This window comes from Streptococcus sp. 27098_8_51, from assembly GCF_041432205.1.
In the GTDB taxonomy this organism is placed as follows: Bacteria; Bacillota; Bacilli; order Lactobacillales; family Streptococcaceae; genus Streptococcus.
Genome location: NZ_JAPVZE010000015.1, coordinates 26,509 through 51,883, shown reverse-complemented (window position 1 = coordinate 51,883; position 25,375 = coordinate 26,509). Strand labels below are relative to the sequence as shown.

The following is a 25,375-nucleotide window of genomic DNA, read 5'->3' as shown; positions in this document are numbered from 1 at the left end:
CACTCTAGTCTGCTGGAGCATGATTTCAGATACCCAGATGTGATAAGGATTTTTACTTCTCCTCCAAGGTAAATCTCGCTTGTTTTCATCATACCAATTGAGGAGTTTTTCACGAAAAGAAATAATCTTCTCCTCCGGCCACATGACGATACCATATTCTTTCAAATCTAACATATCTCTAGTATAACACAGAAGACTCTAACTGTCCTTCTCTCAGTACTAAAAAGCCTCTTCCCATGGGAAAGAGGACTAAATCTTATTGATGAACTGCTTGAGCTGCTGTGATAAGGGTCAACTTGTACACATCATCTGCATTACATCCACGAGAAAGGTCGTTAACAGGTTTGTTCAAACCTTGCAAAACAGGTCCTACAGCCGCAAAACCACCGAGACGTTCTGCCATCTTGTACCCAATATTTCCGGCTTCGATACCTGGGAAGACAAAAACATTTGCTTGACCAGCTACGTTACTTCCTGGAGCTTTTAGAGCTGCAGTTTCAGGAACAAAGGCAGCGTCAAATTGCAACTCCCCATCAATCTCAAGGTCGGGACGCAAGTCGTGAGCAATTTTAGTTGCTTCTACGACCTTATCAACACTTTCACCAAATCCTGAACCTTTAGTAGAATAGCTTAGCATAGCAATTTTAGGTTCAATACCAAACATCTTAGCTGTGATTGCTGAATTGATCGCGATTTCAGCCAAGGCTTCTGCATCTGGATTGATGTTAATGGCACAGTCTCCAAATAGGTAACGTTCTGTACCACGTACCATAAGGAAGGCACCTGAAGTACGAGTTACGTTTGGACGAGTTTTGATGATTTGTAGGGCTGGGCGAACTGTTGAGGCAGTTGAGTGAATCGCACCAGATACCATACCGTCAACCAAGCCCAAGTAGACTAGCATCACACCAAAGTAGTTGACATCTTCAACCAAAACTTTGCGCGCTTCTTCTTCAGTCATTTTGCCCTTACGACGCTCTACTAAAGCAGCAACCATTTCTTCAAATCGAGGATAGTGTTGAGGGTCAATGACTTCATAACCATCCATGATCCCTTCGATTTCGAGATAAATTTTAATTTTTTCAGGGTTTCCAAGCAAAACAGGGATTACTTCTGTTTCTTTTACCAAGCGTTTTGTTGCTTGAAGAATACGTGGCTCTTCCCCTTCAGGGAGAACGATACGAGCATTTTTGCCAACCAGGTTGGCTTTGAGATTTTCAAAAACTTCCATGAGTTTTCTCCTTTAAGAAAATAAATTATACTCCAAATAGTTTTTAAAGAGTATTAGTTGATAACTGAGTAATAAGATTGCTGAAATCATCCGGTAAGGGGCTTTCTAGTTGCAAATCGTGCTCTAGAAAAGGATGATAAAAAGATAAATAATGACAATGCAGAGCCTGACGTTGGATACCGTCATCCAGACTACCACCATACAAATCGTCTCCCAACAAAGGAAAGCCAATATGGGAAAAATGCACTCGTATCTGATGAGTTCGTCCAGTATGCAGGCGAATATCGACTAGGTGAATATTTCCATAAGACGCTACAACTTTGTAAGACGTATGAGCGTATTTCCCACCTTTGGCAACCCGCCTTGTGATAATGGAATCTTCATCACGCGCAATCGGGGCAATAATCTCCCCCTCTGGCTCCAAGACACCATCTCCTTTAACAAGTGCAAAATACCTTTTTTCGATAAACTTTCGTTGCAGTTGCTTGTCTAAACGTGCATGAGCGTAGCCGTGCTTGGCAAAAAGCATCAAACCAGATGTATCTCTATCAAGCCTAGTCACGATGTGAACTTGCTGGTTTTCATAGTTTTGCTTGACATAATAGCCCTTGATAAAATTCGCAATGGTATTGGAATGATTGACACTGGGGATGGAAGCTACTCCATAAGGTTTATTCAAAACCAGAAAATGATCATCCTCATAGAGAATATCCAGTGGACGCTCAATTGTTTCAAGACTCTCAAACCCTTCCTCCGCTGGAATGTCAATAGTTACCCTGTCTCCAATATCTAAGAGATAAGTCGCATTTTGAGGTTGGCCATTGACCAGAATAGCCCCACCTCGAAACTTAATCTTAGCCAAAAGTCCCTTAGAAACCTCATGTTTCTTGAGGAATGTTTTGACTTTGACGTGCTCATCTGCGAGAAATTCGAACCTCATTCATCCACCTCGCCGATGAAGGCATCTTTGACACGATTCCAGAAACTAGTGTGGCTTGGAGTCGCTACGAAGTGAATCTTGTGATGGTCGATTTGATACTCTATCCGTTCGATATTACGGAAGGAATAGACGCTGTTATCGACTGATATCGTATGGTAATCATTGCGTGTCGGCAAAAGTTCAATCTTATCTTTTTTGGGAATAATGATCGATGATCCCAAAGTGCGATAGACTCTATTATTAAGGCTTGCTATTTCCGTCAACTGCAAGGCTTCAATGGTAGGATGTAAGACAGCTCCACCCAAGGATTTGTTGTAGGCGGTACTTCCCGTCGGCGTTGAAACAGTCACTCCATCTCCACGAAATCTCTCAAACGGAACATGGTTAATGATGATATCCGCAACCATGGTGCGGTCTGATCGACGGATACTCGCTTCATTTAAAGCACGGAAGATTTTCACCTCTCCATTTTCAAGCGTTACCTTAACATTCAAGACTGGATAAGAAACTTTGGCTCCAGTATCTAGTAAAAGATTGGTCACCAATTGATCCAGCTCAAAATCACGATAATCTGTGTAAAAACCCAAATGCCCTGTATGAACACCTACAAATCGAACCTTGTCTAACTGATTCTCATACTTGTGAAAGGCAGACAAAAGCATCCCGTCACCACCAATGGAAATGACGATATCGGGATTGGTATCGTTCAGTATAAAATGTTGTTTCTTTAGTTTTTCCCTTAGCTCATGCAAAACCTTCTGACTCTGTGGTTTTCTATTTGCTATGAGGTCAACTCGTTTACCTGTATTCTTCATCTGTATCGTCACTATTTCCTACACCATCGTTTAGTTTTCTGCTCAATGGATCAAAGAGAGCCTGCGCTTCCTGGATATCATCACGAATCTTACCCATTTCTTCATCCAGTTGATAGGCTATTTTCGCTGTGATTTCCAGTCTTTTTCTGATTTCTTCTGGAAAATCACCCTGATACTTATAATTGAGTGAGTGTTCAATCGTAGCCCAGAAATTCATGGCCAAAGTCCGTATTTGTATCTCCGCCAAAATCGTCTTCGCCCCGTTGATCGTATCAACCGTGTATTCGACAACCACGTGATAAGAACGATAGCCCGAAGCCTTACGATGAGTGATATAATCTCGTTCCTGAACGATTCTCATATCTTGGCGTTTACGTAGAATCTCAACTACCTCTTTAACGTCATCAACAAACTGAACCATGACACGTAAACCAGCAATGTCTTGCAGATCGTGTTCTAGACTTGCATAAGTTATTCCTCGACGAGCCATTTTTTCTTTGATACTTTCAATCGGTTTGACACGACCCGTTACAAACTCAATCGGAGAATGCTTGTTTTGCTTACGATACTGTTTGCGAATCCCCCGAAGTTTAATCTTCAATTCACCAACAGCCTGAATGTAAGGATCTAAAAAATCTTCCCATTCTATGGTCATACTTTCTCCCTTGTAATGTTTGATTGCTCTGTCGAAAATCTTTGATTTTTTCAGTACATTCGTATACAATAAATACATTGTCCATTATACCATAAATCGCTTTCAAAGATATAGAAAAGGTTGAAAAAATGAAACATTTAGAAATAGAATTGAAAACACTTCTGAAAAAAGAGGAATATGATCATCTAAAAAAACAGTTTTCCCATATCCAACCCGTTCTTCAGAAGAACTACTACATTGACACACCAGATTTCCAATTGCGTGAAAAGAAGGTTGCCATGCGCATTCGCACTTTTGCAGATTGGGCGGAATTGACCTTAAAAGTGCCTCAAACTGTAGGAAATATGGAATACAACCAGAAACTAACTCTTCCAGAAGCTGAATCGTACCTAGAAAAACCAAAACTACCTCCAGGTCTCGTTCTAGAGAAGCTCTCTAAGATTGGCATCGAAAGCCATGACTGGCTTGTTCTAGGTTGCCTTTCCACCCTTCGTTATGAAATGAAAACTGAGATTGGCTTAATGGCCTTAGATGAAAGTCAATACTTTGACCAGACGGACTATGAACTCGAACTTGAAGTCACCGACCATGAAAAAGGGAAAGAAGATTTTCAGAGATTTTTAGATGAAAATCAGATAACCTATCAGAAAGCTCCTTCAAAATTAATTCGTTTTATTAAAAGCATGAAAAAAAGCTGAAATAATCTCCTTTTTTTGGTAAAATAGAAAAGATAAAAATAAAAGAATCTGGCTTTGAAAAACAAAACTTTCTCAAAGAAGATTCACAAAGTTTACAGAGGACGGTCTATAATGTCAGATAGAAACAACATGAAACTTTTCACCCTAAACTCTAACCATGAAATCGCTCAAAAGATTGCGGATACAGTTGGTGTACCTCTCGGGAAATTATCCTCTCGACAATTTTCTGACGGCGAAATCCAGGTCAACATTGAAGAAAGTGTCCGTGGTTACGACGTCTACATCATCCAGTCAACCAGCTACCCTGTTAGCAACCACTTGATGGAGTTGTTAATCATGGTTGATGCTTGTGTACGTGCAAGTGCTCATAGTATCAACGTTGTCCTTCCTTACTTTGGTTATGCGCGTCAGGATCGTATCGCTTCTTCTCGCGAACCCCTCACTGCGAAACTGGTTGCCAATATGCTTGTCAAAGCTGGTGTAAGCCGTGTTCTAACGCTTGACCTCCACGCTGTTCAGGTCCAAGGTTTCTTTGACATTCCTGTAGACAATCTTTATACTGTTCCTCTATTTGCTAAGCACTACTGTGATAAAGGGCTTCTTGGTTCTGATGTTGTTGTGGTTAGTCCAAAGAACTCTGGTGTTAAACGTGCACGTAGTTTGGCTGAATACCTTGATGCTCCTATCGCTATCATTGACTACGCCCAAGACGATTCTGATCGTAACGAAGGCTATATCATTGGGGATGTTGAAGGCAAAAAGGCTATCTTGATTGACGATATCCTAAATACTGGTCGTACTTTCTCTGAAGCAGCCAAAATCGTTGAACGTGAAGGCGCAACTGAGATTTATGCAGTATCTAGTCACGGTTTATTTGTTGAAGGGGCAGCAGACCTTCTTGACGCTACAAACATCAAAGAAATCCTTGTGACAGACTCAGTAGCGACCAAAGAAAGGACTCCAGAAAATGTATGTTACATTACTGCTAGCGAATTAATCGGAGATGCTATCGTCCGCATCCATGAAAGAAAACCAGTCAGCCCACTCTTTGCTTACAACAAAAAGAAATAAGGTGATTCTTTGATTTATTTGGACAATGCTGCTACAACTCCTATGTCAGCAGTAGCTATTTCTGAAATGACCAAGGTCATGCAAGAAACTCATGGTAATCCTTCTAGTATTCATAGTCATGGTCGGCAGGCTGGCAAACTCTTGCGAGAAGCTCGTCAAGACTTAGCCCACTTACTAGGAACCAAACCTCAACATATCTTTTTTACATCTGGCGGTACAGAAAGTAACAATACAGCCATTATCGGCTATTGTCTCCGTCATCAAGAACGTGGAAAACATATCATTACTACAGCTATTGAACACCATTCTGTGCTTGAGACTATCGATTATCTGGTTCAACATTTTGGTTTTGAAGCAACTATCATCCAACCAGTAAATCAAGAAATAACTGCCCAGCAAATTCAAGAAGCCTTACGTGACGATACCATCCTCGTTTCCACCATGTATGCTAATAATGAAACAGGAAGTCTCTTACCTATCGCTGAGATTGGACGTATTTTAAAAGATCATCCTGCTGCATATCATGTAGATGCTGTTCAAGCTATTGGGAAAATTCCTATCCATCCAGAGGAGTTAGGAATTGATTTCCTCAGCGCTTCTGCCCACAAATTCCATGGACCAAAAGGAGTCGGATTTCTTTATGCTTCTTCCGCGGACTTTGATTCCTACCTTCACGGTGGAGACCAAGAACAAAAGAAACGGGCTGGAACAGAAAACCTCGCTGCCATTGTAGGTATGGTCTCTGCTCTCAAAGAGGATTTGAATGACCAAGTTGAGCATTACCAAAAACTAAGCGCACTTAAATCTATTTTTCTAAAAGAGATTTCCGATTTAGACTACTATCTCAATGAAAGTCAAGACCAACTGCCTTATGTTTTTAATATCGGTTTTCCTGGTCAGAAAAATGATTTACTTTTACTTCGGTTAGATCTTGAAGGAATTTCAATTTCTACCGGTTCGGCTTGTACTGCTGGTATTGTGCAAACCAGTCATGTACTTGAAGCATTTTATGGACCAGATTCACATCGATTGAAAGAATCTGTCCGTATCAGTCTCTCTCCTCTTAACACCGAGGATGAACTGATACAACTCGCACAAACCTTAAAAAATATTATTGGAGATTAATCTAATGGCATTCGAAAAAACCATTAAACTACAAAACTGCCGCTACGACTACACACTTAGCCCAACTGTCAAAAAGTTCACACTGAAAGATAATACTTTCTTTGAAACAAAAGTTGGAAACTTCGAACTGACTCGTTTGCTTGAGAAAGTACCCAACAGCGGTGAAGGTTTCAAGCTAAAAATCATCATCAACAAAGACCTTACAGGTGCTAAACTCAACATCACTGACAAGTCAGGCCTTCGTTTGGTTAATATCTTTAAATCAGAAGACAACCACATTCATCAGGAAAAATTCTACTTCCTCATGGACAGTTTAGTAGAACGCGGTATCTTCACTAAAGAAGAAAGATAATTGACTATGTATCGACTTACCTATCAAGATAACTATCACGTAGAACGTACACTTGAATATAAGGATTACGAAGAGCTTATGTTATCTCTATCAGGCTGTGTGACCCTACCTGATACTCTCCTAATCAGCTCCTTAACGCTGAATGATAAGGTGATTTATCAAGGATTGGTTGGCGATCTCTACCGTTTTCTATCACAAGTTCATTTTTCAGATAAAAACTAAGAAATTTCTTAGTTTTTTCTTGTTTTTGTTGATTTTTTCACAATGTTTCTATAAAATAGAAGAATAGAAAGGTTGTGATTTTGTGAAAGATAAACAGTCTGCTATTCCAAAAGCAACAGCAAAAAGACTCTCTCTTTACTATCGAATTTTCAAGAGATTTCATGCAGAAAAAATCGAACGTGCCAACTCCAAGCAAATTGCAGAGGCTATCGGTATCGATTCTGCGACAGTTCGTCGGGATTTTTCCTATTTTGGCGAACTAGGTCGTCGTGGTTTTGGTTACGATGTCAAAAAATTGATGAATTTTTTTGCGGATCTCCTAAATGATAACTCAATTACAAATGTTATGCTGGTTGGGATTGGAAATATGGGCCATGCCCTTCTCCACTACCGATTCCACGAGCGTAACAAGATGAAAATTATCATGGCCTTTGACCTAGATGACCATCCAGAAGTTGGAAGTCAAACACCAGATGGGATTCCAATCTATGGTATCTCACAGATTAAAGAAAAAATCAAAGAAGCAGATGTCAAAACTGCTATCCTAACAGTTCCAAGTATTAAATCACAAGAAGTTGCCAATCTTTTGGTTGATGCAGGCATAAAAGGTATTCTCAGCTTTTCCCCCGTTCACCTTCACCTCCCAAAAGATGTGGTCGTTCAGTATGTCGATTTGACAAGCGAACTCCAAACCCTCCTCTATTTTATGCGTAAAGAGGATTAGAAAGCGAAAGCATTTATGAAAAAACCAGTTATTGGGATTACAGGAAATGAAAAAGCTCATCCAGATGATGACATCATGATGAGCTATGCAGCAAAAGGCTTTGTTGAAGGAGTCAAGGACGCTGGCGGAATTCCAATCATCCTACCGATTGGTGATCAAGAAATGGCTACCCATTACATCAGTATCATTGATAAGCTCATCTTAACGGGTGGGCAAAATGTTGATCCAAAATACTATGGTGAACCAAAGGCTATTGATAGTGATGACTACCACCTTCAAAGAGATATTTTTGAACTAGCACTTATCAAAGAAGCGATTAAGCAGAAGAAACCAATTTTCTCTGTTTGTCGGGGTACTCAACTTTTCAATGTCGCCATGGGAGGCACGCTTCACCAAGATATCGAGGATCATTGGCAGGACTGTTCAGCCGAATACACAACACAACGCCTCGTAACGGAACCTGATACAATTCTCCGAGAGATCTATGGAGAAATCTCTCATATCAACTCCTTCCACCACCAGAGCATTAAAGATTTAGCTTCAAATCTTAAGGTTGTAGCACATGATCCTAAAGATGGAGTTATCGAGGCTGTGACAACTACGGACGGTTTTCCTTATCTTGGTGTCCAATGGCATCCTGAATTTCTCTTTGAAAATCGCCCCAAAGATAAAACGCTATTTGACTATGTTGTTAATGAACTCTAAATTAGATTCGTCTTTTCACGGTAACTAAAGTAATCCGAGTGAGAGACAATCAGATGGTCCAAGAAAACGATACCCATCAGTTCGCAGGCTTCCTTGACTAGCTTAGTGACATGATCGTCGTTTCGACTAGGAGATACTGCACCAGATGGATGATTGTGAACGAGAATCACGGAGGTAGCCATATGCTTGAGGGCATAGTGAAGAATTTCCCTCGGTTCAGCAATGCTGCGTGTCGCAGATCCGATAAAAATAGTTTGCTGATGGATGATTTGATTTTGAGTATTGAGATAGAGCGCCACTAGGTGCTCTTGTTTTTTGTCGCCAAGTTCCTGTTGCATTTTCTTGGCTAGCTTTTGACTACTGAGAATACTTTCCATCTCAAGGGTTTCATGTTTGTGAATGCGGTGTCCCAGTTCAATCACTGCTTGTAGTTCAATGGCTTTAATCCGTCCAATACCAGACAGACTCTGCAATTCCTGCAGGGTCATATTTTTCAGATCAGTTAGACTGTTAAGACTATTCAAGACTCTCTGGGAAATTTCAAAAACATTGGCCGTACGCGTTCCGGTTCTGAGTAGAATTGCTAGCAATTCTTGATTGCTCAGTGCCTCTACTCCTTCTTTAACCAGTCTTTCTCTAGGCAAAAGTGAATCTTCTTGGAATGAAATGCTGTACATAAAAATCCTCCTCACTTTATTATTCGTGAGAAGGATGGAAAATTAGATTTTTTTCTCAATTGGAGCTACACTGGCTAAGAGTTTTTTCAGCCCCACTTCTGGGAAATTGATTTTCAACTCCTGAGTATCACCGCTACCAGAGACTTCCAGAACAGTTCCCTCTCCCCACTTCTTGTGGAGAGCAATATCCCCAATAGACCAGTTGGTATCGCTTGAATCTTTTTTATTTCCGGCTGCTAACTGTCCAAACGGAAGACCACTTGACTGGATAGAGCTTGGTGCAGCATTCCGTTTCCGTTCTTGAAGGGCCTGAGCTAGGCTCATACCTTGACCAAAGGCCACTCCACCACTGCTATAAGATGCCTTAAAGCTAGTATTCGCCGGACGAGCCAAGCCTTGATATTCAATCAAGTCCGAACTAATTTCATTGATAAAACGAGTTGGACGATTGTAGTTGGTACGCCCAAAAAGCAAGCGAGAGTTAGCATTGGTCAGATAAAGGATCTTTTCTGCGCGTGTAATACCGACATAGGCCAAACGGCGTTCTTCTTCCAGTTCATCAGGATCCTCAGCTGCACGGCTAAGTGGAAAGACATTTTCCTCCATCCCAATGATAAAGACAACTGGGAACTCAAGTCCCTTAGCTGCGTGCAAGGTCATCAAGGTCACTTCCGATGTTTCCTGACTACCAGAGTCCGTATCCGCAATCAGGGCAAGGTCATTCAAGAAACGACTGAGTTTGTCCAAACCTGTTTCCTCTTCTTGACTATCAGGATTGTCGTCAAAATTCTTGGTAACAGATAGAAATTCCTCGATATTTTCAACCCGAGCCTTGCTTTCTAAGGTCGCTTGGGCATTGAGAATATCGATATAACCTGTTTTTTCTAGAACAGCCTCAACCAGCTCGGTGATAGTTAATTGATCCAGTTTTTCTCGCAAATCCAAAATCATATTGGCAAAGTCCCAAATTGACTGTGCTGCCTTCCCCTTGATTCCTGATAACATGATATTGGCTGAAGCATCCAGCATAGACATGTCTTGCATATTAGCAAAGCCGCGAATTTTCTCAACGGTTCCTGGGCCAATTCCGCGTTTAGGCTCGTTGATAATGCGCTCAAAACTGATATTATCACTCAAATTGGCAATGAGGTTAAGATAAGCGATAATATCACGGATTTCCTTACGGCTGTAGAACTTGGTTCCTCCAACCATAGTATAAGGAATATTGGACTTGAGCAAGGCTTCCTCAATGGTACGGGATTGTGCATTAGTCCGATAAAGAACTGCAAAATCCTTATGAAGGAAGTTTTGACTGCGACCAAGTTCATCGATGGTTTTGGCTACAAAAACAGCCTCATCTTGTTCGTCATTTGCGCGATAGTAAATAATCTGCTCTCCATCCGCATTCTGGGTCCAGAGATTCTTGGGACGGCGATTTTTATTGTTTTTGATGACGTCGTTTGCAGCTTGAAGGATAGTTTTGGTTGAACGATAATTCTCCTCTAACAAAACGACCTTGGCGTTAGGGTAATCTTTCTCAAAATCCAAAATATTCTGCATATCAGCCCCACGCCAACCGTAAATAGACTGGTCAGCATCACCGACTACGCAGATATTTTTAAAGCGTGAAGCCAAGAGTTTGACCAGTTGGTACTGGGCATGGTTGGTATCTTGGTACTCATCAACGTGAATGTACTGGAACTTCTGCTGATAGTAGGTCAAGACGTCAGGATTTTGATCAAAGAGACGCAGGGTCAGCATAATCAAATCATCAAAGTCAACGGACTCAGACTGACGAAGCTCCTTTTGATAAGCTGTATAACACTGAGCTACGATTTGCGTGTACATATCACCAGCTTGAGCAGCATAAGCCACATCATCAATCAGGTCATTCTTAGCATTGGAAATGGTTCCCAAAATGGTCCGTTCATTCCATTTTTTAGGATCCAAGTTTAACTGCTTGAGAATGCGTTTCATGAGGGTTCGCTGTTCTCCGGGATCTACTATGGTAAAATTGCGGTTGTAGCCAATATGATCTGCATCGCGACGCAGGATACGAACACACATGGAGTGAAAGGTCGCAATCAGACAGTCCTGAGTAGCTGGATTGAGCCCATAGGCACGCTCCTTCATCTCACGCGCAGCCTTATTGGTAAAGGTAATGGCCAAGATATTCCAAGGATTGACCATCTTTTCATCAATCAAATAAGCAATACGGTGTGTCAAAACACGAGTCTTTCCAGAACCAGCACCAGCCATGATTAACAAGGGCCCTTCTGTCGTTTGCACCGCCTCTGCCTGACGGTCATTCATTCCATTCAATAATGCGTTCATTTTCTCTTCCTTACTCTTGAAGTCAATGTTTCTATTATATCAGAAATCGAGGAAAATATCTTTACCTAGATTGGTTGCGTCTAGAAGGTAAATCTTTCATCAGCTGAAGACAACGCCTCATATCTAGATAAGAAAATGAGCTTGGTTAGTATTTCCAAACTCATTTTAATTCAATTACAATATACTAGAACAAACCTAGAACGGTTCCATCGCTTTCAACATCCATATTAAGAGCGGCTGGACGTTTTGGAAGACCTGGCATGGTCATGACATCACCAGTTAGGGCAACGATGAAGCCTGCCCCTAATTTTGGTACCAATTCACGAATGGTAATTTCAAAGTTTTCTGGTGCTCCAAGTGCATTTGGATTGTCTGAGAAACTGTACTGAGTTTTCGCCATACAGATTGGCAATTTGTCCCAACCATTCTGAACGATTTGGGCAATTTGAGTTTGAGCTTTCTTCTCAAAGTTCACTTTGCTACCACGGTAGATTTCAGTAACAATCTTTTCAATCTTTTCTTGAACAGAAAGATCGTTGTCATAAAGACGAGTATAGTTGGCTAGATTTTCAGAGATTGTCTTGACAAGTGTTTCGGCAAGTGCTACACCACCTTCTGCCCCATCAGCCCAGACACTTGCTAGTTCAACTGGCACATCAATAGAAGCACAAAGTTCTTTCAAGGCTGCGATTTCAGCCTCTGTATCAGTGACAAATTCATTAATCGCAACAACTGCTGGAATACCAAACTTACGAATATTTTCAACGTGGCGTTTCAAGTTAGCAAAACCTGCGCGAACTGCTTCTACATTTTCCTCTGTCAAAGCATCTTTAGCTACACCACCATTCATCTTAAGGGCACGAAGGGTTGCAACGATGACAACAGCATCTGGAGATGTTGGCAAGTTTGGTGTCTTAATGTCAAGGAATTTCTCAGCACCAAGGTCCGCACCAAAACCAGCTTCAGTAACAGTATAATCAGCCAAGCGAAGGGCTGTGCTTGTTGCCAAAACAGAGTTACATCCATGAGCGATATTGGCAAATGGACCACCGTGTACAAAGGCAGGTGTACCGTAAATTGTCTGAACCAAGTTCGGTTTGATAGCATCTTTCAAAATCAATGCTAAAGCACCCTCAACCTGCAAATCACCAACAGAAACTGGTGTACGGTCATAGCGATATCCGATAACGATATTCGCCAAACGACGTTTCAAATCTTCAATATCCGTCGCCAAGCAAAGAATAGCCATGATTTCGGAAGCTACGGTAATGTCAAAACCATCCTCACGAGGAATACCATTTAGAGGACCGCCAAGTCCAACGGTCACATGACGAAGAGCGCGGTCATTCAAGTCCACAACACGTTTCCAAAGAATACGACGTTGGTCGATTCCCAGCTCATTTCCTTGGTGTAAGTGGTTGTCAATCAAGGCAGAAAGAGCGTTGTTAGCAGTTGTAATGGCATGCATATCCCCGGTAAAGTGAAGGTTGATGTCTTCCATTGGCAACACTTGGGCATAACCACCACCGGCTGCACCACCCTTGATCCCCATTACTGGGCCAAGAGACGGTTCGCGAATAGCAATCATGGTTTTCTTACCAATCTTGTTCAAGGCATCCGCAAGACCAATGGTAATGGTTGATTTCCCCTCACCAGCAGGTGTTGGGTTGATGGCAGTAACCAAGATCAATTTCCCAACTGGATTGCTCTCAACTGCACGAATTTTATCAAAGCTGAGTTTAGCCTTGTACTTTCCATACAATTCCAAATCATCGTAAGAAATACCCAGTTTCTCAACAACATCAACGATTGGTTTTAACTCAATACTCTGCGCGATTTCAATATCTGTTTTCATTCAAAACTCCTCTAACCTCTAATGTGATAATTCATTATAACACAAAACAAGATTTTTCACATTCTAAAACTCTCTAAACGTTCGTAAATATCCTGAATTTCAAGATTTTTAGGGCCCTTTGAAAAATTTTATATGGCTTTATAGTTTTAGACTATAAAGAATTTGAAAATAATCTAGGAATCTAGGAAAGAAAATAACTATCAATTTCAGACAAATCATGGAGAATTTTATTATCTTCAATTTCTAAACTTTCTGCCATCTCAATAGAGTACTCAAACCTAAGTTTAGTATTTATTGACAAATCAAACGAATATGCTTGTATTTCGCCCAATTTTTTATACTTTTCTATAATTTCGTTGTAAATGACAAGATAATTTTCATCTAAAGTTTTTATGTAACTATTCAGATTTTCTCTGTAATCTTGAATTATCCTTTGTTCTCTTTCATTTAATATTCCCTTACCTATCTCCCAAATTATTGAAGTAGATATTGAACCAACTACAGAACCAAGAACAGGTATTGGAATCATGATCTGACCAATACAAGCACCAATTGTAGCAAAGGAAGCATCTATTACATTTAATGTCAACAGATTCATAAGTTCATCTTGAGTTATTTCGGAAGATCTGAATCTCAAAACAACATCTATCATCCCATAAGTAGCCATTACTAAAGCACTGGCATTTGGAGCACTAATACCCAAAATATTTGTTAATCCGTAAATTGAATATCCTGATATTGCTCCACTTGCAACTCCTTTTAATGAATTCAATCCACAATCTAACCAATCGGATTGTTCGAATTCAAAGATACTTTTTCCTTCTATGTATTTTCCATACACAGTCGACATTAATGCTAAACCACCTTGTAAAAAAGCTGCGTTTCTTGCAACCTTGTTAGCTTCTTTTAAATTTGGTAATGCATGTTTTTGGGTCACTAATCTTTTTTTATTTAATTCTTGTTGTTTTAGTCTGACTGTTTTACGAATATTCTTCTCTTCAGAATCTATAAGAGAATGAATTGAATTTTTTTGAGCGTCTTTGTAATCTAGAGCAGAGGATTTCATCCAATATTTGTATGAAGTAAGTCCCTTGCTTTCAGTGATATCATTAATCATTTGGCGTATATCCGTAATTTGTTTAATGGATAATCTCTTGCCATTCAATTCAACTTCTTTTGCTCCAGCCATTATTTTTTCAAATACTTGAACGTGATCTTTTGGAAACATCATTTTCATTTTTGAACTGTAATGAAACGATTGAGCTAGTTCATCACGTAAATTACCATAAAACTTCATTTGAATGGTATTTCTACCAATTAATAAATCGGCTGGTCCATTATCATTCAATACTTCGACAATAGGATTTAACCCTTCAATGGCTCTCCTCGCATTTACAATCCCTGCTTCTGCAAATTCAGCGATAAAGCCATGACCACCATAATCTCCTCCACGCTTCTTTAAAATAACGTCTTCAATATTGTCTCTCGTATAGTTTAAAATCTTTGAGGCATTGTCCTTGTTTAAGATGACTCTGCGTGCTTCATCCTCTATGATTTTCATAGCATTATGTAAATCTTGAATTCTCAAGTTATTTAAACAATTGACATATGCACCAATACCTTGGTTAAAAGCTTGATTAAAAATCTGGTTACTCATTTATTCTAATTTCCTTATTTACCATAGCAGTCAATGATAGAGTTGAATTCACTAAAGCACCTGCTTGATATTTTTCGTCATCAGTAAATAAGCTATAGTCCATTCCAGTTAAAGATAAATTGGCTAAATAAATTCCTTCTGTTTGTTTTTCAGTTAGTTCTATTAATTCCGTAACTTCTATTACTTTTTCTTTAAGTTGTCTAGCCAACAATTCTACCTTTTTCTGTTCCTCTATAGCCTCTTTTGCAACTTCTTCATTTTTCCTATTAGCTACTACACCCGCCCCAACAGAAGCGGTCAACATAGCGCCTGCAATTCCCCAACCGACAGGACCAGCCAATGCCAAAAATGCGTTACCGGCTGCCACTCCACCGCCACCAGCTGCTACACTTCCACCACCTAACCAAGCCAGAGCGGCGCTATTTGCTGCAGCACCTGTCAAACTTGAAATTGCAGTACCTGTTGATGCAACACCAAATGTAGTTGCAACACCCATAGCGGCAGTAGGCCCTAAAGTTGCAACTGTTACTCCTAATGCGCTAAGTGAAGCCGTAGCCGCTGTGCTACCACTTGCTAATTCAGCTTCCTTAATTGACTGTGAAATAGCAATTTGCTTATCTTCAAAATTCTGAATTTCAACATCAATTGCTTCTAATTTTGTTTCAAACTCTTTTGGTTTATTTGCTAGTTTGTTAATTCTTTCTTCAACAATTTTTACAACTTTGATAGCTTTGTCCCTAACTTGATAAAGCTCTATTGATTTATTAGCCAAGCTATCCGCTTCCTCATTATAACAACTAATAGCTTCATTATATCCATCAACAGCTTCTTGTCTTAGTTTAGAATTAAAAAGGTCTACCGATTCAATTTGTTCTTTTGTATTATTCGCTATTTTCCCAGCTTCGTTAAATGTTTCAGAAGTCACATTTGTTATCTGATGTGCTACATCTCCGGCAACTCCAACAGCTTTCACTGAGACATCTGAGACAACATTACCAACTTGGCTTGATACTTCACCTATAGTTTTTACAGATTCAGTAATAACTTCTCCAGTAAATTTACTCGCTTCATTTAAAGCTTCGCTAGTAGCAGAACCGACATCATTCAGTACTTTACCAGCTTCCTTTGCAATGTTGTCTGCAAATTTAAAAAAATCCATAATAATACCCCTATTAATTTACTTAGATTCATTATCTTATTTATTACTATAAATGTCAATAATAATATATTTTTCTTTTAAATGCTTTCTTTGACTTGCATATCATTTTTGTGTACAATAGTCCTATGAAAATTTTAGTTACGTCAGGCGGCACAAGTGAAGCAATTGATAGTGTCCGCTCTATTACTAACCATTCTACAGGACGCTTGGGGAAAATCATCACAGAAACCTTGCTTGCTGCGGGGCATGAAGTTTGTTTGATAACGACAAAACGAGCTCTGAAGCCAGAAGCTCATCCCAACCTAAGCATTCGAGAAATTAACAATACCAACGACCTTCTAGTTGAGATGCAAGAATGTGTTCAAAATTATCAAGTCTTGATTCATTCAATGGCCGTGTCTGACTACACTCCTGTCTATATGACGGGGCTTGAGGAAGTTCAGGCTAGCTCCAATTTGGAAGAATTCTTAAACAAGCAGAATCATCAAGCTAAGATTTCTTCAACTGATGAGGTTCAGGTCTTATTCCTGAAAAAAACACCCAAAATCATCTCTTTGGTCAAAGAATGGAACCCTGCCATTCATCTGATTGGCTTTAAACTGCTGGTTGACGTCTCTGAAGATTATCTCATCGAGATCGCACGAAAGAGTCTTATCAAGAACCAAGCAGACTTGATCATTGCAAATGACCTGACTCAAATTTCAGCAAACCAGCATCAAGCAATCTTTGTTGAGAAAGAGCAACTCCAAACCGTTCAAACCAAAGAGGAAATAGCAAACCTCCTGCTTGAAAAAATTCAAGCATACGATTCATAGAAAGGAAAGCCATGGCAAATATTCTCATCGCAGTGACAGGTTCCATTGCCTCCTATAAATCAGCTGACCTAGTCAGTTCCTTGAAAAAACAAGGCCATGATGTTACTGTCCTAATGACTGAGGCAGCGAGAGAGTTTATCCAACCGTTGACACTACAGGTACTCTCACAGAATCCAGTTCACCTTGATGTCATACAGGAACCCTATCCTGATCAAGTCAATCATATCGAACTAGGCAAAAAGACTGACCTTTTTATTGTTGTTCCTGCTACTGCTAATACTATTGCCAAACTAGCACACGGATTTGCTGACAACATGGTGACAAGCACAGCGCTTGCCCTGCCAAACCACATCAAAAAGTTAGTCGCACCAGCCATGAATACAAAGATGTATGACCATCCGGCAACTCAGGCTAATCTAAAAATATTAGTGACCTATGGTTATCAGATTATCTCTCCAAAAGAATCTCTACTAGCCTGTGGCGATCACGGCAAAGGCGCCCTAGCTGACCTGAATACTATATTAGAAAGAATAAAGGAAACCCTCGATGAACAAACGCTCTAACATTGCACCCATTGCTATCTTTTTTGCAGTTATGCTCGTTATCCACTTTTTGAGCTCTCTCCTATTTAATCTTTTCCCATTTCCAATTAAACCAACTATCGTTCATATTCCAGTCATTATTGCTAGTATCATCTATGGTCCTCGCGTTGGAGTTACACTTGGTTTTTTGATGGGACTGCTAAGCTTAACGGTAAATACGATTACGATTCTACCAACCAGCTACCTTTTCTCACCATTCGTACCGAACGGAAACATCTACTCTGCGATTATCGCTATTGTCCCTCGCATTTTGATCGGTCTGACACCTTACTTGGTCTATAAACTGATGAAAAATAAAACTGGGCTAATCCTAGCTGGTGCTCTCGGTTCCCTTACCAACACCGTCTTTGTCCTTGGGGGAATCTTCTTCCTTTTTGGAAATGTCTTCGACGGCAATATTCAAAAACTCCTGGCAACCGTTATTTCTACAAACTCAATTGCCGAGCTTGTCATTTCTGCCGTTCTAACAGTAGCAATTGTTCCCCGTCTCGAAACCTTGAAGAAATAAATAAACAACTCCACTTTCATCCTGAAAGTGGAGTTTTAGCATTTAAAACATGAGAAACATCAATAGAATGTGAAAGCCAAAACGCAGGAGCTGATACGAAAGAGGTGTAGGTTGCTGACTTTTCTGACTATCCAAATATAGGGTTAGAGATAGTAAAACCAAACCAAATGCAATCACCAATCTGACGAAATAGGCAATTTCCAGTATTGCTGCCATCAAAAGAAAACCTAATAAAGGAAGGCTAAAGAGTGAAACAGCCAGACTGCTTGCTAATAGGGAGAGTAGCGACAGGACCAATAAACTATAAACTATGAAACGAGTCCAACCTGAGACTACTTTCCCTTCTTTTCTCTGCTTTGACATCATCACGATTACCACAACTAGATAAACAACAAGTATCATGACATCCTCTCCTAAATCAAAAATTCTTTACCACATTTTAACCAAATATGTCTTAAAAATCAATATTGAACCTTGACTTGGCTAACTATTTATTGTACTATACTTGTGTATATACAGATAAATGGAGGTTCTTATGGATATACGGAAAAAAACGCAGTTTATGACTATGACTGCCCTACTCACTGCAATAGCGATTTTGATTCCAATCATTATGCCTTTTAAAATCGTTATCCCACCGGCTTCTTACACTTTGGGAAGTCATATCCCCATCTTTATTGCCATGTTTCTTTCACCTTTGATGGCTGCTTTTGTGATTATTGCTTCTAGTCTTGGTTTCCTGATGGCAGGTTATCCGCCTGTTATTGTACTTCGTGCCTTCTCTCACATCGTTTTTGGTACTTTGGGGGCTTTGTACTTAAAGAAATTCCCTGAAACCTTGGATAAACCAAAGACATCTTGGATTTTTAACTTTGTTTTGGGTGTTGTTCATGCTATCGCTGAAGTAATAGCTTGTATCATCTTCTATGCTACTTCAGGGACAAATGTTGAAAATATGTTTTATGTTCTCTTTGTCCTAGTTGGTTTTGGCACAATCGTTCATAGTATGGTAGACTATACATTAGCACTAGCTGTCTATAAAGTGCTTCGAAAACGTCGCTAAAAGGAAAAACTATGACAAAGGATCGCAAACAAGCTCTTCTCAAACTCTTAAAAGAGGCGCCAAAAGCTCTCAATGGTCAAACCTTGGCTGAACACTTTCATGTTACGCGTCAGGTCATTGTACAGGACATCGCTATTCTCCGAGCAGATGGGGCTCCTATCCTATCCACCAATCGTGGCTATATCTACAAAGAAAATGATTCTAGCCCCTACGTGCACAAACTCTTTAAAGTGAAACATGAATTGGAAGAAATCGGTCAGGAACTACTAGCTATTGTAGATAATGGCGGACGCGTTCAAAATATCTTAATCGATCATCCCGTTTATGGCGAAATTGAAACCCTAGTCAAACTCACTTGCCGCCGAGATGTCCAGCACTTTCTGGAACAAGTTGAGAATTCAGACTTTAGACCCCTTTCTGAATTGACAGACGGCATCCATTACCACCTTGTTGAAGCCGAAACACAACAAGACCTCCACTATATCGAGGAGGCCTTGGATCAGTTAGGTTATTTGGTAAAAGACTAGAAAATTTCTTTCTCCCAGCCGTCCTCTGTACGGTGGCGATAGAAGAACTCAGACTTGTCAGGTGCTTCCATCATTTCCATCAAAGGCAACATATCATAGGCCAGATCCAAATTTGGAATCTGGTCTTTTTGCACCCAAGTTACTTCCCCTTCTTCTGAGGATTGGAGACTTCCAGTAAACTCTGTCGCCTTATAACAAACAACGATGTAGCGCCCACCTGTATCTAAGGGCCAATTTTTAATACCAACCAGTTGGGGATTCTGAATCGTTAGACCGGTTTCTTCATAAATCTCACGAATGACAGACTCGGCAAAGGCCTCGCCATTCTCAACATGTCCTCCTGGAAAGGCATAGCCAGACCAGCGATTGTTTTCGGGTGAACGATACTGCATGACTACTCGCTGGGTTTCGAGGTCTTCAATCAGACAGATGTTGGTTAAAATAGTTGCTTGGGCACGGGACATAGATTTACTCGCTTTCTAAGTTATTAAAATGTATCTTCGTTGTATTTTACTTCTGCCTTCATGATAAAGGGATTGATCAATTCATGATGTTCATAAGTAGTACGGGCCAAAAAACCTCTAGCAATGATGATTTCCTTATCTTGTATGTGATAGTCTATATTGATAGGGACGGCTGGATCCGAGATAACTGATAAAACAAAGAATGCTGCAAACCAAAGGTAAAATGTCACCAATCCACTAAATATTTGAAAAATAAGGTGATACCATTGAAAATCTCTTATTCTATAAAAGATTCTCCATGGATGGATTAAGAAGGCTAAACAAAGAACGAAAAACCAACTATTCCACAAAATCGGCGTAAAAGATAGGCCAAAAACCAACAAGATCAAATGAAGGATCACAAAAGCTAGCAAAGCCAAATAAAGTGTCTTAAACGAAATTAACTTAGTTAGATTTTCTTTTGTCATGATTATTCCTCTTTTTATCATTATATTTCAAAATCACCATCAATATCGCTGGAATGATGAAAAAGATTAGATAGGTAGCAATTGGAAGCCAGATGTAGCGATAATCAACAGATAGTAAGGAAGGAATTTTTTTAACATTTCTCCCTTTCACCCCAACAAGTAAGTGGAGGAGAAAAATAGGTCCGTTTATGAATAGAAAAGTTTTTAAAAATCCTTGTACTGAAGCCTTATTGCTAAAACCATCTCTAAAAATACCTTGATAGAGTGTGTGCACCAAAAAGACAAAATTCATAATAATTGGCAAGACATAGGACATTTCTTGATATGGTTTCGGGATTAGTGACGTCCCGAACAACACATACATGATACCAAAAATAGATAATAATATTATACCACCATCCATAAAAGAAGCAATCTTTGAATGTCTTTCCAGCCACAATTGGACGTGAGCTATCAAAGAATACTTTTTCTGGATTTTTCTCATTTTTCTGTCCTGTTGTTTGACCTTCTTTTTTCTCTTAATCTTTCGTTCCATTTACGCCTCCTTCTTCTCTTTTCTATCCGTATAATCAAAAGCAGAATGCCCAGCCCCAAGAAAAAGAAAAAGAGATAACTTACAATAGGGACCCAGACATATGCTGGATCCATAGAAATTATGGGAGGGAAATTCGTTGACTTACGACGTCCTAGCCAATTCAGACCTACCAAGAGATGAAGGGGAAAAAGAAGACCATTAAACCCAATAAATCCCCATGAAAAGTAACGCCATTTCTGAAGTTTATCACTACTAAAACGAAAGACAAGGAAATAGGTTGATAAGATCAGAAGGATAAGATTGAAGCTTAAGGGGGAAAGATAGTTCATGTTCGGTAATGGGTAACTAATGTAAGAGGCGGCAAGAAATGATACAAACATAGATCCAAATAATACACTCGTATCCAAAAGTTGACCAATCCTTCTGTGCCTTTCCAGCCAAAGAAAAATCCTCTTAGTCCAAGAAGACTTTTCTTTTGTCTTGTACTTCATTTGCCTACTCATCTTCATTTTCATCTACTCCTTTTTTTGAACCTTTAGAGAGAAAGAAGATTGCCAAAGTTAACATCAAGACTAGAAGATAGACGACAATAGGAAACCAGATATAGGATGACTCCAGTGAAAACAAAGGTGACAGAACAACTCTTCCTCTTTTTCTCACACCAATCAGTTGAAAAATAAAGCTAACGATATTGATATAAATAAAGGGTTCACAAAATCTTTTAAGGGTCCTTTCTTTTTTAGTTTTCACTGACAAAAAGAGAGCATAGAACCTATTCCCCAAGATAAAAAGATTCAATTGCAAGGGAAACAAGAGTTCTCTGTACCGAAAATCAGCTGGAATGCTTTTGTTCTGTGATGTTGTAAATTCTATAACTAGGAACAAGATGATATAAAAGATAATATCAAGCATAAATTTGACAAATCGATGCCCTTGTAACCAAAAACGAACAGAATCTAACCCCGATGACTTCTCATACTTCGTCTCTTTCAAATTCATAATAACTTCCCTCTATTTAAAATATATTTTAAAACGTAATCATTTGTTGATTTTGCAATCTGAAAACAAATCACAACTGTCCTTGCATTTAACTCTCAAATTTTGATGATTTCTTATATACCATTCTAATTTCAGTGATCGGTTTTCCAAGTTCAAGTATTTTTTCTTGACCATCAAAAGTAAAACCCATTTTTTGATAAAAAGCAATGGCTCGCTTATTCTCTTTTAATACCCATAAGAATATTTCAGAGAACTGTTCAAGAGTCGTCAGAGCTTTCTTCATTAACTTCTGAGCAATACCTTTTCCATAATAGTCTTTTAAAACATATAAGGCAATAATTTCTCCAGCTTGAATAGCCACATCACGAAAGTTTCCATAACTGATAAAACCAACTACCTTCATGCCATCCATCGCAATCAATGTATTTTCTGGATATTTTTGACTAAAGAATCGACATCTTTCTAATGTCATCGTCTCCTGAAATTCTGCAGGTAAAAGGTCATCATAAGCCTCTCTCCACGTTTGCCAGTGAACGAGAGATTTTCCTTCTATCTCTTCAGGAGTTTCCATCTGTTTGACTGTGATGACCATTTGCTTCCTCCCATTCTTCTCTCAAAATGCCGTATTTAATACTATCATAATAAACACCTTGATAATAACGAACTTTTGGAATATGAGCTTCTTTTTTCATTCTTAATTTCTCAGCCAATTTCATCATACCAAAATTTCCTGACCAAGTTGTCAAACCAAGATGCTCCAACTCCAAGTAATCCTTAAATGTCCGATCTATCCATTGTAGCATAGCAGCTTTTCCAATGCCAGAGTTCCAAAACTTGCTATCATAAATACAAATCCCCAATTCCATCCATCTTGTTTGTTTACATACCCAGTAGCGCGAAACAGTCCCAACTAGTTTATCATCAACAAAAATGCCAAGGCGATTTGAGTTGTTTAGAGTAGATTCTGATTTTTGGAGTTTAAATTCTTGAAAATTAGGAAAATGCTGATAATCGTCATAATAGGGAGCATCATACTGCTTCCAAATTGGATTAGATTGTGAATAAGCAATTTCCCACAAAGACACCAAATCTTCTTCAATTAGTTTTCTTAAATAAACCATACTTTTTCCTAATCCAACGCCTTCACTTCCAACATCATATCGCGGATCTGAGCTGCGAGTTCAAAGTCAAGCACTTCGACGGCTTCTTGCATTTGTTTTTTGAGTTTTTTGACGAGTTCCTTGCGTTCTTGTTTGTTGAGGCTATTGATATCGACTTCCTTGTCCTCTTCTTTGGAAACTGCCTTGGTTACGGCGATTAGATCACGGATTTCTTTCTTTATGGTTTGAGGTACGATACCATGCTCTTCATTATAAGCCATCTGGATTTTCCGACGGCGGGCAGTTTCATCGATAGCACGTTGCATAGACTGAGTCATGGTATCCGCATACATGATGACATGACCTTCACTGTTACGGGCGGCACGTCCAATGGTCTGGATGAGTCCACGCTCGTTACGGAGGAATCCTTCCTTGTCAGCATCGAGAATGGCAACCAAGCTTACCTCAGGAACGTCAATCCCTTCGCGGAGCAGGTTGATTCCGACCAAGACATCAAAGACACCCAAGCGTAGGTCACGGATAATCTCCGTCCGCTCCAAGGTCTTGATATCCGAGTGCATGTACTTGACCTTGATGCCCATTTCTTTGAAGTAGTCAGTCAAGTCTTCTGCCATCTTCTTAGTCAAGGTTGTGATAAAGGTTCGTTCATTCTTTTCAACACGGGCATTGATTTCACCTAGGAGGTCATCAATCTGTCCCATAGTCGGACGGACTTCCACCTCTGGGTCTAGAAGTCCTGTCGGACGAATGATTTGCTCAATCACTGTCTCGGTCTGTTCATTTTCATAGTCACCTGGTGTCGCTGAAACATATACAATCTGATGAACGTGACTCTCAAACTCCTCACGACGGAGAGGGCGATTGTCCAAGGCAGACGGCAAACGGAAACCATAATTAACTAGCATTTCCTTACGAGAACGGTCTCCATTATACATTCCCTTGATTTGCCCCATGGTCATGTGACTTTCATCAATCATGATCAAGAAATCATCAGGGAAAAAGTCGAGAAGCGTATAAGGAGGCTCTCCTTCACTACGACCATCCATGTGGCGTGAGTAGTTCTCAACCCCATTTGTATAACCCATCTCACGTAACATCTCAATATCATACTCTGTCCGCTGTTTCAAACGCTGGGCCTCTAGCAGTTTACCTTCCTTCTCAAAGACAGCTAACTGCTCTTCTAATTCTGCTTGAATTTTTGCAATCGCAACTTCCATATGGTCGTCATTGGTCACAAAGTGAGTGGCAGGGAAAATCGCCAAATGATCCACTTCGCCCAATACCTGACCTGTCAAAGCCTCAACCTCGCGGATACGGTCAATCTCATCCCCGAAAAACTCAACTCGAAAAGCGTGTTCATCACGAGAAGCTGGGAAAATCTCCACCACATCCCCGCGAACGCGAAATCTTCCCCGTTGGAAATCAATATCATTGCGTTCAAACTGAATATCCACCAAGTCATTCAAGAGTTTATCACGAGAAATCTCCAGACCTGGACGGAGACTAACGACACTATCAGCATATTCCTTGGGCGAACCCAAACCATAGATACAAGAAACAGAAGCCACGACGATGACATCGTTACGCTCCAGAAGAGCCGAAGTCGCTGAGTGACGGAGCTTGTCAATCTCATCATTGACAGAGCTGTCCTTCTCAATATAGGTATCGCTCGAAGGGACATAAGCCTCGGGTTGGTAATAATCATAGTAAGATACAAAATACTCAACAGCATTTTCAGGGAAAAATTCCTTAAATTCTCCATAGAGCTGACCAGCCAGAGTCTTATTGTGGGCAATGACCAAAGTTGGTTTATTGACTTTGGAAATGACCTGACTCATGGTATAAGTCTTCCCAGTACCAGTCGCGCCCATCAGAATCTGTGCTTTTTCTCCGCCCTCGATATTATCGACCAACTGCTCAATCGCTTGGGGTTGATCTCCTGATGGTTCATATTTTGATACTAGTTTAAATTGATTGTCTGTAATTCGATTTATCATGATTGCCTCATCTGCATTTTTCTATCCTTCTATTTTACCATAAATTTACTTTTCAGA

The 25,375-nt window shown here is 39.9% G+C and carries 29 protein-coding genes and 1 pseudogene; 12 read left to right on the top strand and 18 right to left on the bottom strand.

Features of this window, described 5'->3' with window-relative positions:
• The 5 genes and pseudogenes from O3622_RS08775 to O3622_RS08755 all read right to left on the bottom strand — a co-directional run.
• Nucleotides 1-174: pseudogene (locus O3622_RS08775) on the bottom strand (A/G-specific adenine glycosylase); the annotation flags it as partial.
• An 82-nt stretch (nt 175-256) separates the two neighbouring features.
• Nucleotides 257-1,231: a phosphate acetyltransferase gene (gene pta / locus O3622_RS08770; protein ID WP_000451560.1), complete on the bottom strand. Its 975-nt coding sequence runs from the start codon at nt 1,229-1,231 to the stop codon at nt 257-259.
• 43 nt (nt 1,232-1,274) lie between these two features.
• Nucleotides 1,275-2,171, bottom strand: coding sequence for an RluA family pseudouridine synthase (locus O3622_RS08765; RefSeq protein WP_001210022.1), 897 nt, complete (start codon nt 2,169-2,171; stop codon nt 1,275-1,277).
• A complete protein-coding gene (locus tag O3622_RS08760; protein WP_000799063.1) occupies nt 2,168-2,986 on the bottom strand; it encodes an NAD kinase in 819 nt (272 codons plus the stop codon). The genes O3622_RS08765 and O3622_RS08760 overlap by 4 nt, the downstream gene beginning before the upstream one ends.
• Nucleotides 2,970-3,641 carry a GTP pyrophosphokinase family protein gene (locus tag O3622_RS08755; protein WP_000151547.1) on the bottom strand — a complete coding sequence of 224 codons (672 nt, stop codon included), beginning with the start codon at nt 3,639-3,641 and terminating at the stop codon, nt 2,970-2,972. The genes O3622_RS08760 and O3622_RS08755 overlap by 17 nt, the downstream gene beginning before the upstream one ends.
• A gap of 128 nt (nt 3,642-3,769) precedes the next feature.
• Here O3622_RS08755 and O3622_RS08750 point away from each other — a divergent pair, with 128 nt between their 5' ends.
• From O3622_RS08750 to O3622_RS08720, 7 genes are all read left to right on the top strand, one after another.
• Nucleotides 3,770-4,339 carry a CYTH domain-containing protein gene (locus tag O3622_RS08750; RefSeq protein WP_000681304.1) on the top strand — a complete coding sequence of 190 codons (570 nt, stop codon included), beginning with the start codon at nt 3,770-3,772 and terminating at the stop codon, nt 4,337-4,339.
• Between the two features lie 111 nt (nt 4,340-4,450).
• The gene (locus O3622_RS08745) at nt 4,451-5,410 is read left to right on the top strand and encodes a ribose-phosphate diphosphokinase (RefSeq protein ID WP_001283843.1); all 960 of its coding nucleotides are present in this window, start codon (nt 4,451-4,453) and stop codon (nt 5,408-5,410) included.
• Nucleotides 5,411-5,419: 9 nt separating this feature from the next.
• Entirely contained in the window at nt 5,420-6,535 is a 1,116-nt protein-coding gene (locus tag O3622_RS08740) for a cysteine desulfurase family protein (protein ID WP_000639677.1), read from the top strand.
• Between the two features lie 4 nt (nt 6,536-6,539).
• Nucleotides 6,540-6,887, top strand: coding sequence for a DUF1831 domain-containing protein (locus tag O3622_RS08735; RefSeq protein ID WP_000863523.1), 348 nt, complete (start codon nt 6,540-6,542; stop codon nt 6,885-6,887).
• A 6-nt stretch (nt 6,888-6,893) separates the two neighbouring features.
• Complete coding sequence (locus O3622_RS08730) at nt 6,894-7,109, top strand: DUF4649 family protein (protein ID WP_000286094.1); 216 nt, start codon at nt 6,894-6,896, stop codon at nt 7,107-7,109.
• 82 nt (nt 7,110-7,191) lie between these two features.
• On the top strand, nt 7,192-7,833 hold the full coding sequence (locus O3622_RS08725; RefSeq protein WP_000653408.1) for a redox-sensing transcriptional repressor Rex: 642 nt from the start codon (nt 7,192-7,194) through the stop codon (nt 7,831-7,833).
• A 15-nt stretch (nt 7,834-7,848) separates the two neighbouring features.
• Complete coding sequence (locus O3622_RS08720; protein WP_000743322.1) at nt 7,849-8,538, top strand: gamma-glutamyl-gamma-aminobutyrate hydrolase family protein; 690 nt, start codon at nt 7,849-7,851, stop codon at nt 8,536-8,538.
• Here O3622_RS08720 and radC read toward each other — a convergent pair.
• From radC to O3622_RS08695, 5 genes are all read right to left on the bottom strand, one after another.
• Nucleotides 8,535-9,215, bottom strand: coding sequence for a DNA repair protein RadC (gene radC / locus O3622_RS08715; protein WP_000286949.1), 681 nt, complete (start codon nt 9,213-9,215; stop codon nt 8,535-8,537). The two genes, O3622_RS08720 and radC, sit on opposite strands and share 4 nt — an antisense overlap.
• Nucleotides 9,216-9,257: 42 nt before the next feature.
• Nucleotides 9,258-11,549: a DNA helicase PcrA gene (gene pcrA, locus O3622_RS08710; protein WP_371607357.1), complete on the bottom strand. Its 2,292-nt coding sequence runs from the start codon at nt 11,547-11,549 to the stop codon at nt 9,258-9,260.
• Between the two features lie 184 nt (nt 11,550-11,733).
• Complete coding sequence (locus O3622_RS08705) at nt 11,734-13,404, bottom strand: formate--tetrahydrofolate ligase (protein ID WP_084918336.1); 1,671 nt, start codon at nt 13,402-13,404, stop codon at nt 11,734-11,736.
• A 181-nt stretch (nt 13,405-13,585) separates the two neighbouring features.
• Nucleotides 13,586-15,061 carry a hypothetical protein gene (locus O3622_RS08700; protein WP_084944553.1) on the bottom strand — a complete coding sequence of 492 codons (1,476 nt, stop codon included), beginning with the start codon at nt 15,059-15,061 and terminating at the stop codon, nt 13,586-13,588.
• A complete protein-coding gene (locus tag O3622_RS08695) occupies nt 15,054-16,220 on the bottom strand; it encodes a hypothetical protein (RefSeq protein WP_000345295.1) in 1,167 nt (388 codons plus the stop codon). Before O3622_RS08695 ends, O3622_RS08700 begins: the two co-directional genes overlap by 8 nt.
• Before the next feature lie 125 nt (nt 16,221-16,345).
• Between O3622_RS08695 and coaB the strand changes: the two genes are divergently transcribed.
• The 3 genes from coaB to O3622_RS08680 are packed head-to-tail and all read left to right on the top strand — an operon-like array spanning nt 16,346 to nt 18,145.
• Nucleotides 16,346-17,035: a phosphopantothenate--cysteine ligase gene (coaB, locus tag O3622_RS08690; protein ID WP_371607356.1), complete on the top strand. Its 690-nt coding sequence runs from the start codon at nt 16,346-16,348 to the stop codon at nt 17,033-17,035.
• A gap of 11 nt (nt 17,036-17,046) precedes the next feature.
• Nucleotides 17,047-17,598 (top strand): phosphopantothenoylcysteine decarboxylase, encoded by a 552-nt coding sequence (gene coaC / locus O3622_RS08685; protein ID WP_371607355.1) that lies wholly within the window; start codon nt 17,047-17,049, stop codon nt 17,596-17,598.
• Complete coding sequence (locus tag O3622_RS08680) at nt 17,582-18,145, top strand: ECF transporter S component (RefSeq protein ID WP_001042719.1); 564 nt, start codon at nt 17,582-17,584, stop codon at nt 18,143-18,145. Before coaC ends, O3622_RS08680 begins: the two co-directional genes overlap by 17 nt.
• Before the next feature lie 42 nt (nt 18,146-18,187).
• Here O3622_RS08680 and O3622_RS08675 read toward each other — a convergent pair whose 3' ends face one another.
• Complete coding sequence (locus O3622_RS08675) at nt 18,188-18,547, bottom strand: hypothetical protein (protein ID WP_084945181.1); 360 nt, start codon at nt 18,545-18,547, stop codon at nt 18,188-18,190.
• A gap of 133 nt (nt 18,548-18,680) precedes the next feature.
• Between O3622_RS08675 and O3622_RS08670 the strand changes: the two genes are divergently transcribed.
• Complete coding sequence (locus O3622_RS08670) at nt 18,681-19,208, top strand: ECF transporter S component (RefSeq protein ID WP_000354645.1); 528 nt, start codon at nt 18,681-18,683, stop codon at nt 19,206-19,208.
• Between the two features lie 11 nt (nt 19,209-19,219).
• Entirely contained in the window at nt 19,220-19,735 is a 516-nt protein-coding gene (locus tag O3622_RS08665; RefSeq protein WP_049478201.1) for a transcription repressor NadR, read from the top strand.
• On the opposite strand, the gene O3622_RS08660 is transcribed toward O3622_RS08665, so the two are convergent.
• The 7 genes from O3622_RS08660 to uvrB all read right to left on the bottom strand — a co-directional run bounded on the left by O3622_RS08660 (nt 19,732) and on the right by uvrB (nt 25,318).
• Complete coding sequence (locus O3622_RS08660; RefSeq protein WP_371607354.1) at nt 19,732-20,199, bottom strand: 8-oxo-dGTP diphosphatase; 468 nt, start codon at nt 20,197-20,199, stop codon at nt 19,732-19,734. The genes O3622_RS08665 and O3622_RS08660 overlap by 4 nt on opposite strands.
• 23 nt (nt 20,200-20,222) lie before the next feature.
• On the bottom strand, nt 20,223-20,666 hold the full coding sequence (locus tag O3622_RS08655; protein WP_371607353.1) for a hypothetical protein: 444 nt from the start codon (nt 20,664-20,666) through the stop codon (nt 20,223-20,225).
• Complete coding sequence (locus O3622_RS08650; RefSeq protein WP_371607352.1) at nt 20,644-21,201, bottom strand: hypothetical protein; 558 nt, start codon at nt 21,199-21,201, stop codon at nt 20,644-20,646. The genes O3622_RS08655 and O3622_RS08650 overlap by 23 nt, the downstream gene beginning before the upstream one ends.
• Before the next feature lie 495 nt (nt 21,202-21,696).
• Nucleotides 21,697-22,200, bottom strand: coding sequence for a hypothetical protein (locus tag O3622_RS08645; RefSeq protein WP_371607351.1), 504 nt, complete (start codon nt 22,198-22,200; stop codon nt 21,697-21,699).
• Nucleotides 22,201-22,288: 88 nt separating this feature from the next.
• Nucleotides 22,289-22,792, bottom strand: a complete 504-nt coding sequence (locus O3622_RS08640; protein ID WP_049490665.1) for a GNAT family N-acetyltransferase — start codon at nt 22,790-22,792, stop codon at nt 22,289-22,291.
• Nucleotides 22,758-23,321 carry a GNAT family N-acetyltransferase gene (locus O3622_RS08635; RefSeq protein WP_049490666.1) on the bottom strand — a complete coding sequence of 188 codons (564 nt, stop codon included), beginning with the start codon at nt 23,319-23,321 and terminating at the stop codon, nt 22,758-22,760. Before O3622_RS08635 ends, O3622_RS08640 begins: the two co-directional genes overlap by 35 nt.
• An 8-nt stretch (nt 23,322-23,329) precedes the next feature.
• Nucleotides 23,330-25,318 (bottom strand): excinuclease ABC subunit UvrB, encoded by a 1,989-nt coding sequence (gene uvrB, locus O3622_RS08630; RefSeq protein WP_216728345.1) that lies wholly within the window; start codon nt 25,316-25,318, stop codon nt 23,330-23,332.
• Between the last annotated feature and the right edge of the window lie 57 nt (nt 25,319-25,375).

Excerpts from the sequence above, each read along its gene's own strand:
- pta (WP_000451560.1), bottom strand. The coding sequence starts at position 1,231 with ATGGAAGTTTTTGAAAATCTCAAAGCCAACCTGGTTGGCAAAAATGCT.
- O3622_RS08765 (WP_001210022.1), bottom strand. The coding sequence starts at position 2,171 with ATGAGGTTCGAATTTCTCGCAGATGAGCACGTCAAAGTCAAAACATTC.
- O3622_RS08760 (WP_000799063.1), bottom strand. The coding sequence starts at position 2,986 with ATGAAGAATACAGGTAAACGAGTTGACCTCATAGCAAATAGAAAACCA.
- O3622_RS08755 (WP_000151547.1), bottom strand. The coding sequence starts at position 3,641 with ATGACCATAGAATGGGAAGATTTTTTAGATCCTTACATTCAGGCTGTT.
- O3622_RS08750 (WP_000681304.1), top strand. The coding sequence starts at position 3,770 with ATGAAACATTTAGAAATAGAATTGAAAACACTTCTGAAAAAAGAGGAA.
- O3622_RS08745 (WP_001283843.1), top strand. The coding sequence starts at position 4,451 with ATGTCAGATAGAAACAACATGAAACTTTTCACCCTAAACTCTAACCAT.
- O3622_RS08735 (WP_000863523.1), top strand. The coding sequence starts at position 6,540 with ATGGCATTCGAAAAAACCATTAAACTACAAAACTGCCGCTACGACTAC.
- O3622_RS08730 (WP_000286094.1), top strand. The coding sequence starts at position 6,894 with ATGTATCGACTTACCTATCAAGATAACTATCACGTAGAACGTACACTT.
- O3622_RS08720 (WP_000743322.1), top strand. The coding sequence starts at position 7,849 with ATGAAAAAACCAGTTATTGGGATTACAGGAAATGAAAAAGCTCATCCA.
- radC (WP_000286949.1), bottom strand. The coding sequence starts at position 9,215 with ATGTACAGCATTTCATTCCAAGAAGATTCACTTTTGCCTAGAGAAAGA.
- pcrA (WP_371607357.1), bottom strand. The coding sequence starts at position 11,549 with ATGAACGCATTATTGAATGGAATGAATGACCGTCAGGCAGAGGCGGTG.
- O3622_RS08705 (WP_084918336.1), bottom strand. The coding sequence starts at position 13,404 with ATGAAAACAGATATTGAAATCGCGCAGAGTATTGAGTTAAAACCAATC.
- O3622_RS08700 (WP_084944553.1), bottom strand. The coding sequence starts at position 15,061 with ATGAGTAACCAGATTTTTAATCAAGCTTTTAACCAAGGTATTGGTGCA.
- O3622_RS08695 (WP_000345295.1), bottom strand. The coding sequence starts at position 16,220 with ATGGATTTTTTTAAATTTGCAGACAACATTGCAAAGGAAGCTGGTAAA.
- coaB (WP_371607356.1), top strand. The coding sequence starts at position 16,346 with ATGAAAATTTTAGTTACGTCAGGCGGCACAAGTGAAGCAATTGATAGT.
- coaC (WP_371607355.1), top strand. The coding sequence starts at position 17,047 with ATGGCAAATATTCTCATCGCAGTGACAGGTTCCATTGCCTCCTATAAA.
- O3622_RS08680 (WP_001042719.1), top strand. The coding sequence starts at position 17,582 with ATGAACAAACGCTCTAACATTGCACCCATTGCTATCTTTTTTGCAGTT.
- O3622_RS08675 (WP_084945181.1), bottom strand. The coding sequence starts at position 18,547 with ATGATACTTGTTGTTTATCTAGTTGTGGTAATCGTGATGATGTCAAAG.
- O3622_RS08670 (WP_000354645.1), top strand. The coding sequence starts at position 18,681 with ATGGATATACGGAAAAAAACGCAGTTTATGACTATGACTGCCCTACTC.
- O3622_RS08665 (WP_049478201.1), top strand. The coding sequence starts at position 19,220 with ATGACAAAGGATCGCAAACAAGCTCTTCTCAAACTCTTAAAAGAGGCG.
- O3622_RS08660 (WP_371607354.1), bottom strand. The coding sequence starts at position 20,199 with ATGTCCCGTGCCCAAGCAACTATTTTAACCAACATCTGTCTGATTGAA.
- O3622_RS08655 (WP_371607353.1), bottom strand. The coding sequence starts at position 20,666 with ATGACAAAAGAAAATCTAACTAAGTTAATTTCGTTTAAGACACTTTAT.
- O3622_RS08650 (WP_371607352.1), bottom strand. The coding sequence starts at position 21,201 with ATGGAACGAAAGATTAAGAGAAAAAAGAAGGTCAAACAACAGGACAGA.
- O3622_RS08645 (WP_371607351.1), bottom strand. The coding sequence starts at position 22,200 with ATGAATTTGAAAGAGACGAAGTATGAGAAGTCATCGGGGTTAGATTCT.
- O3622_RS08640 (WP_049490665.1), bottom strand. The coding sequence starts at position 22,792 with ATGGTCATCACAGTCAAACAGATGGAAACTCCTGAAGAGATAGAAGGA.
- O3622_RS08635 (WP_049490666.1), bottom strand. The coding sequence starts at position 23,321 with ATGGTTTATTTAAGAAAACTAATTGAAGAAGATTTGGTGTCTTTGTGG.
- uvrB (WP_216728345.1), bottom strand. The coding sequence starts at position 25,318 with ATGATAAATCGAATTACAGACAATCAATTTAAACTAGTATCAAAATAT.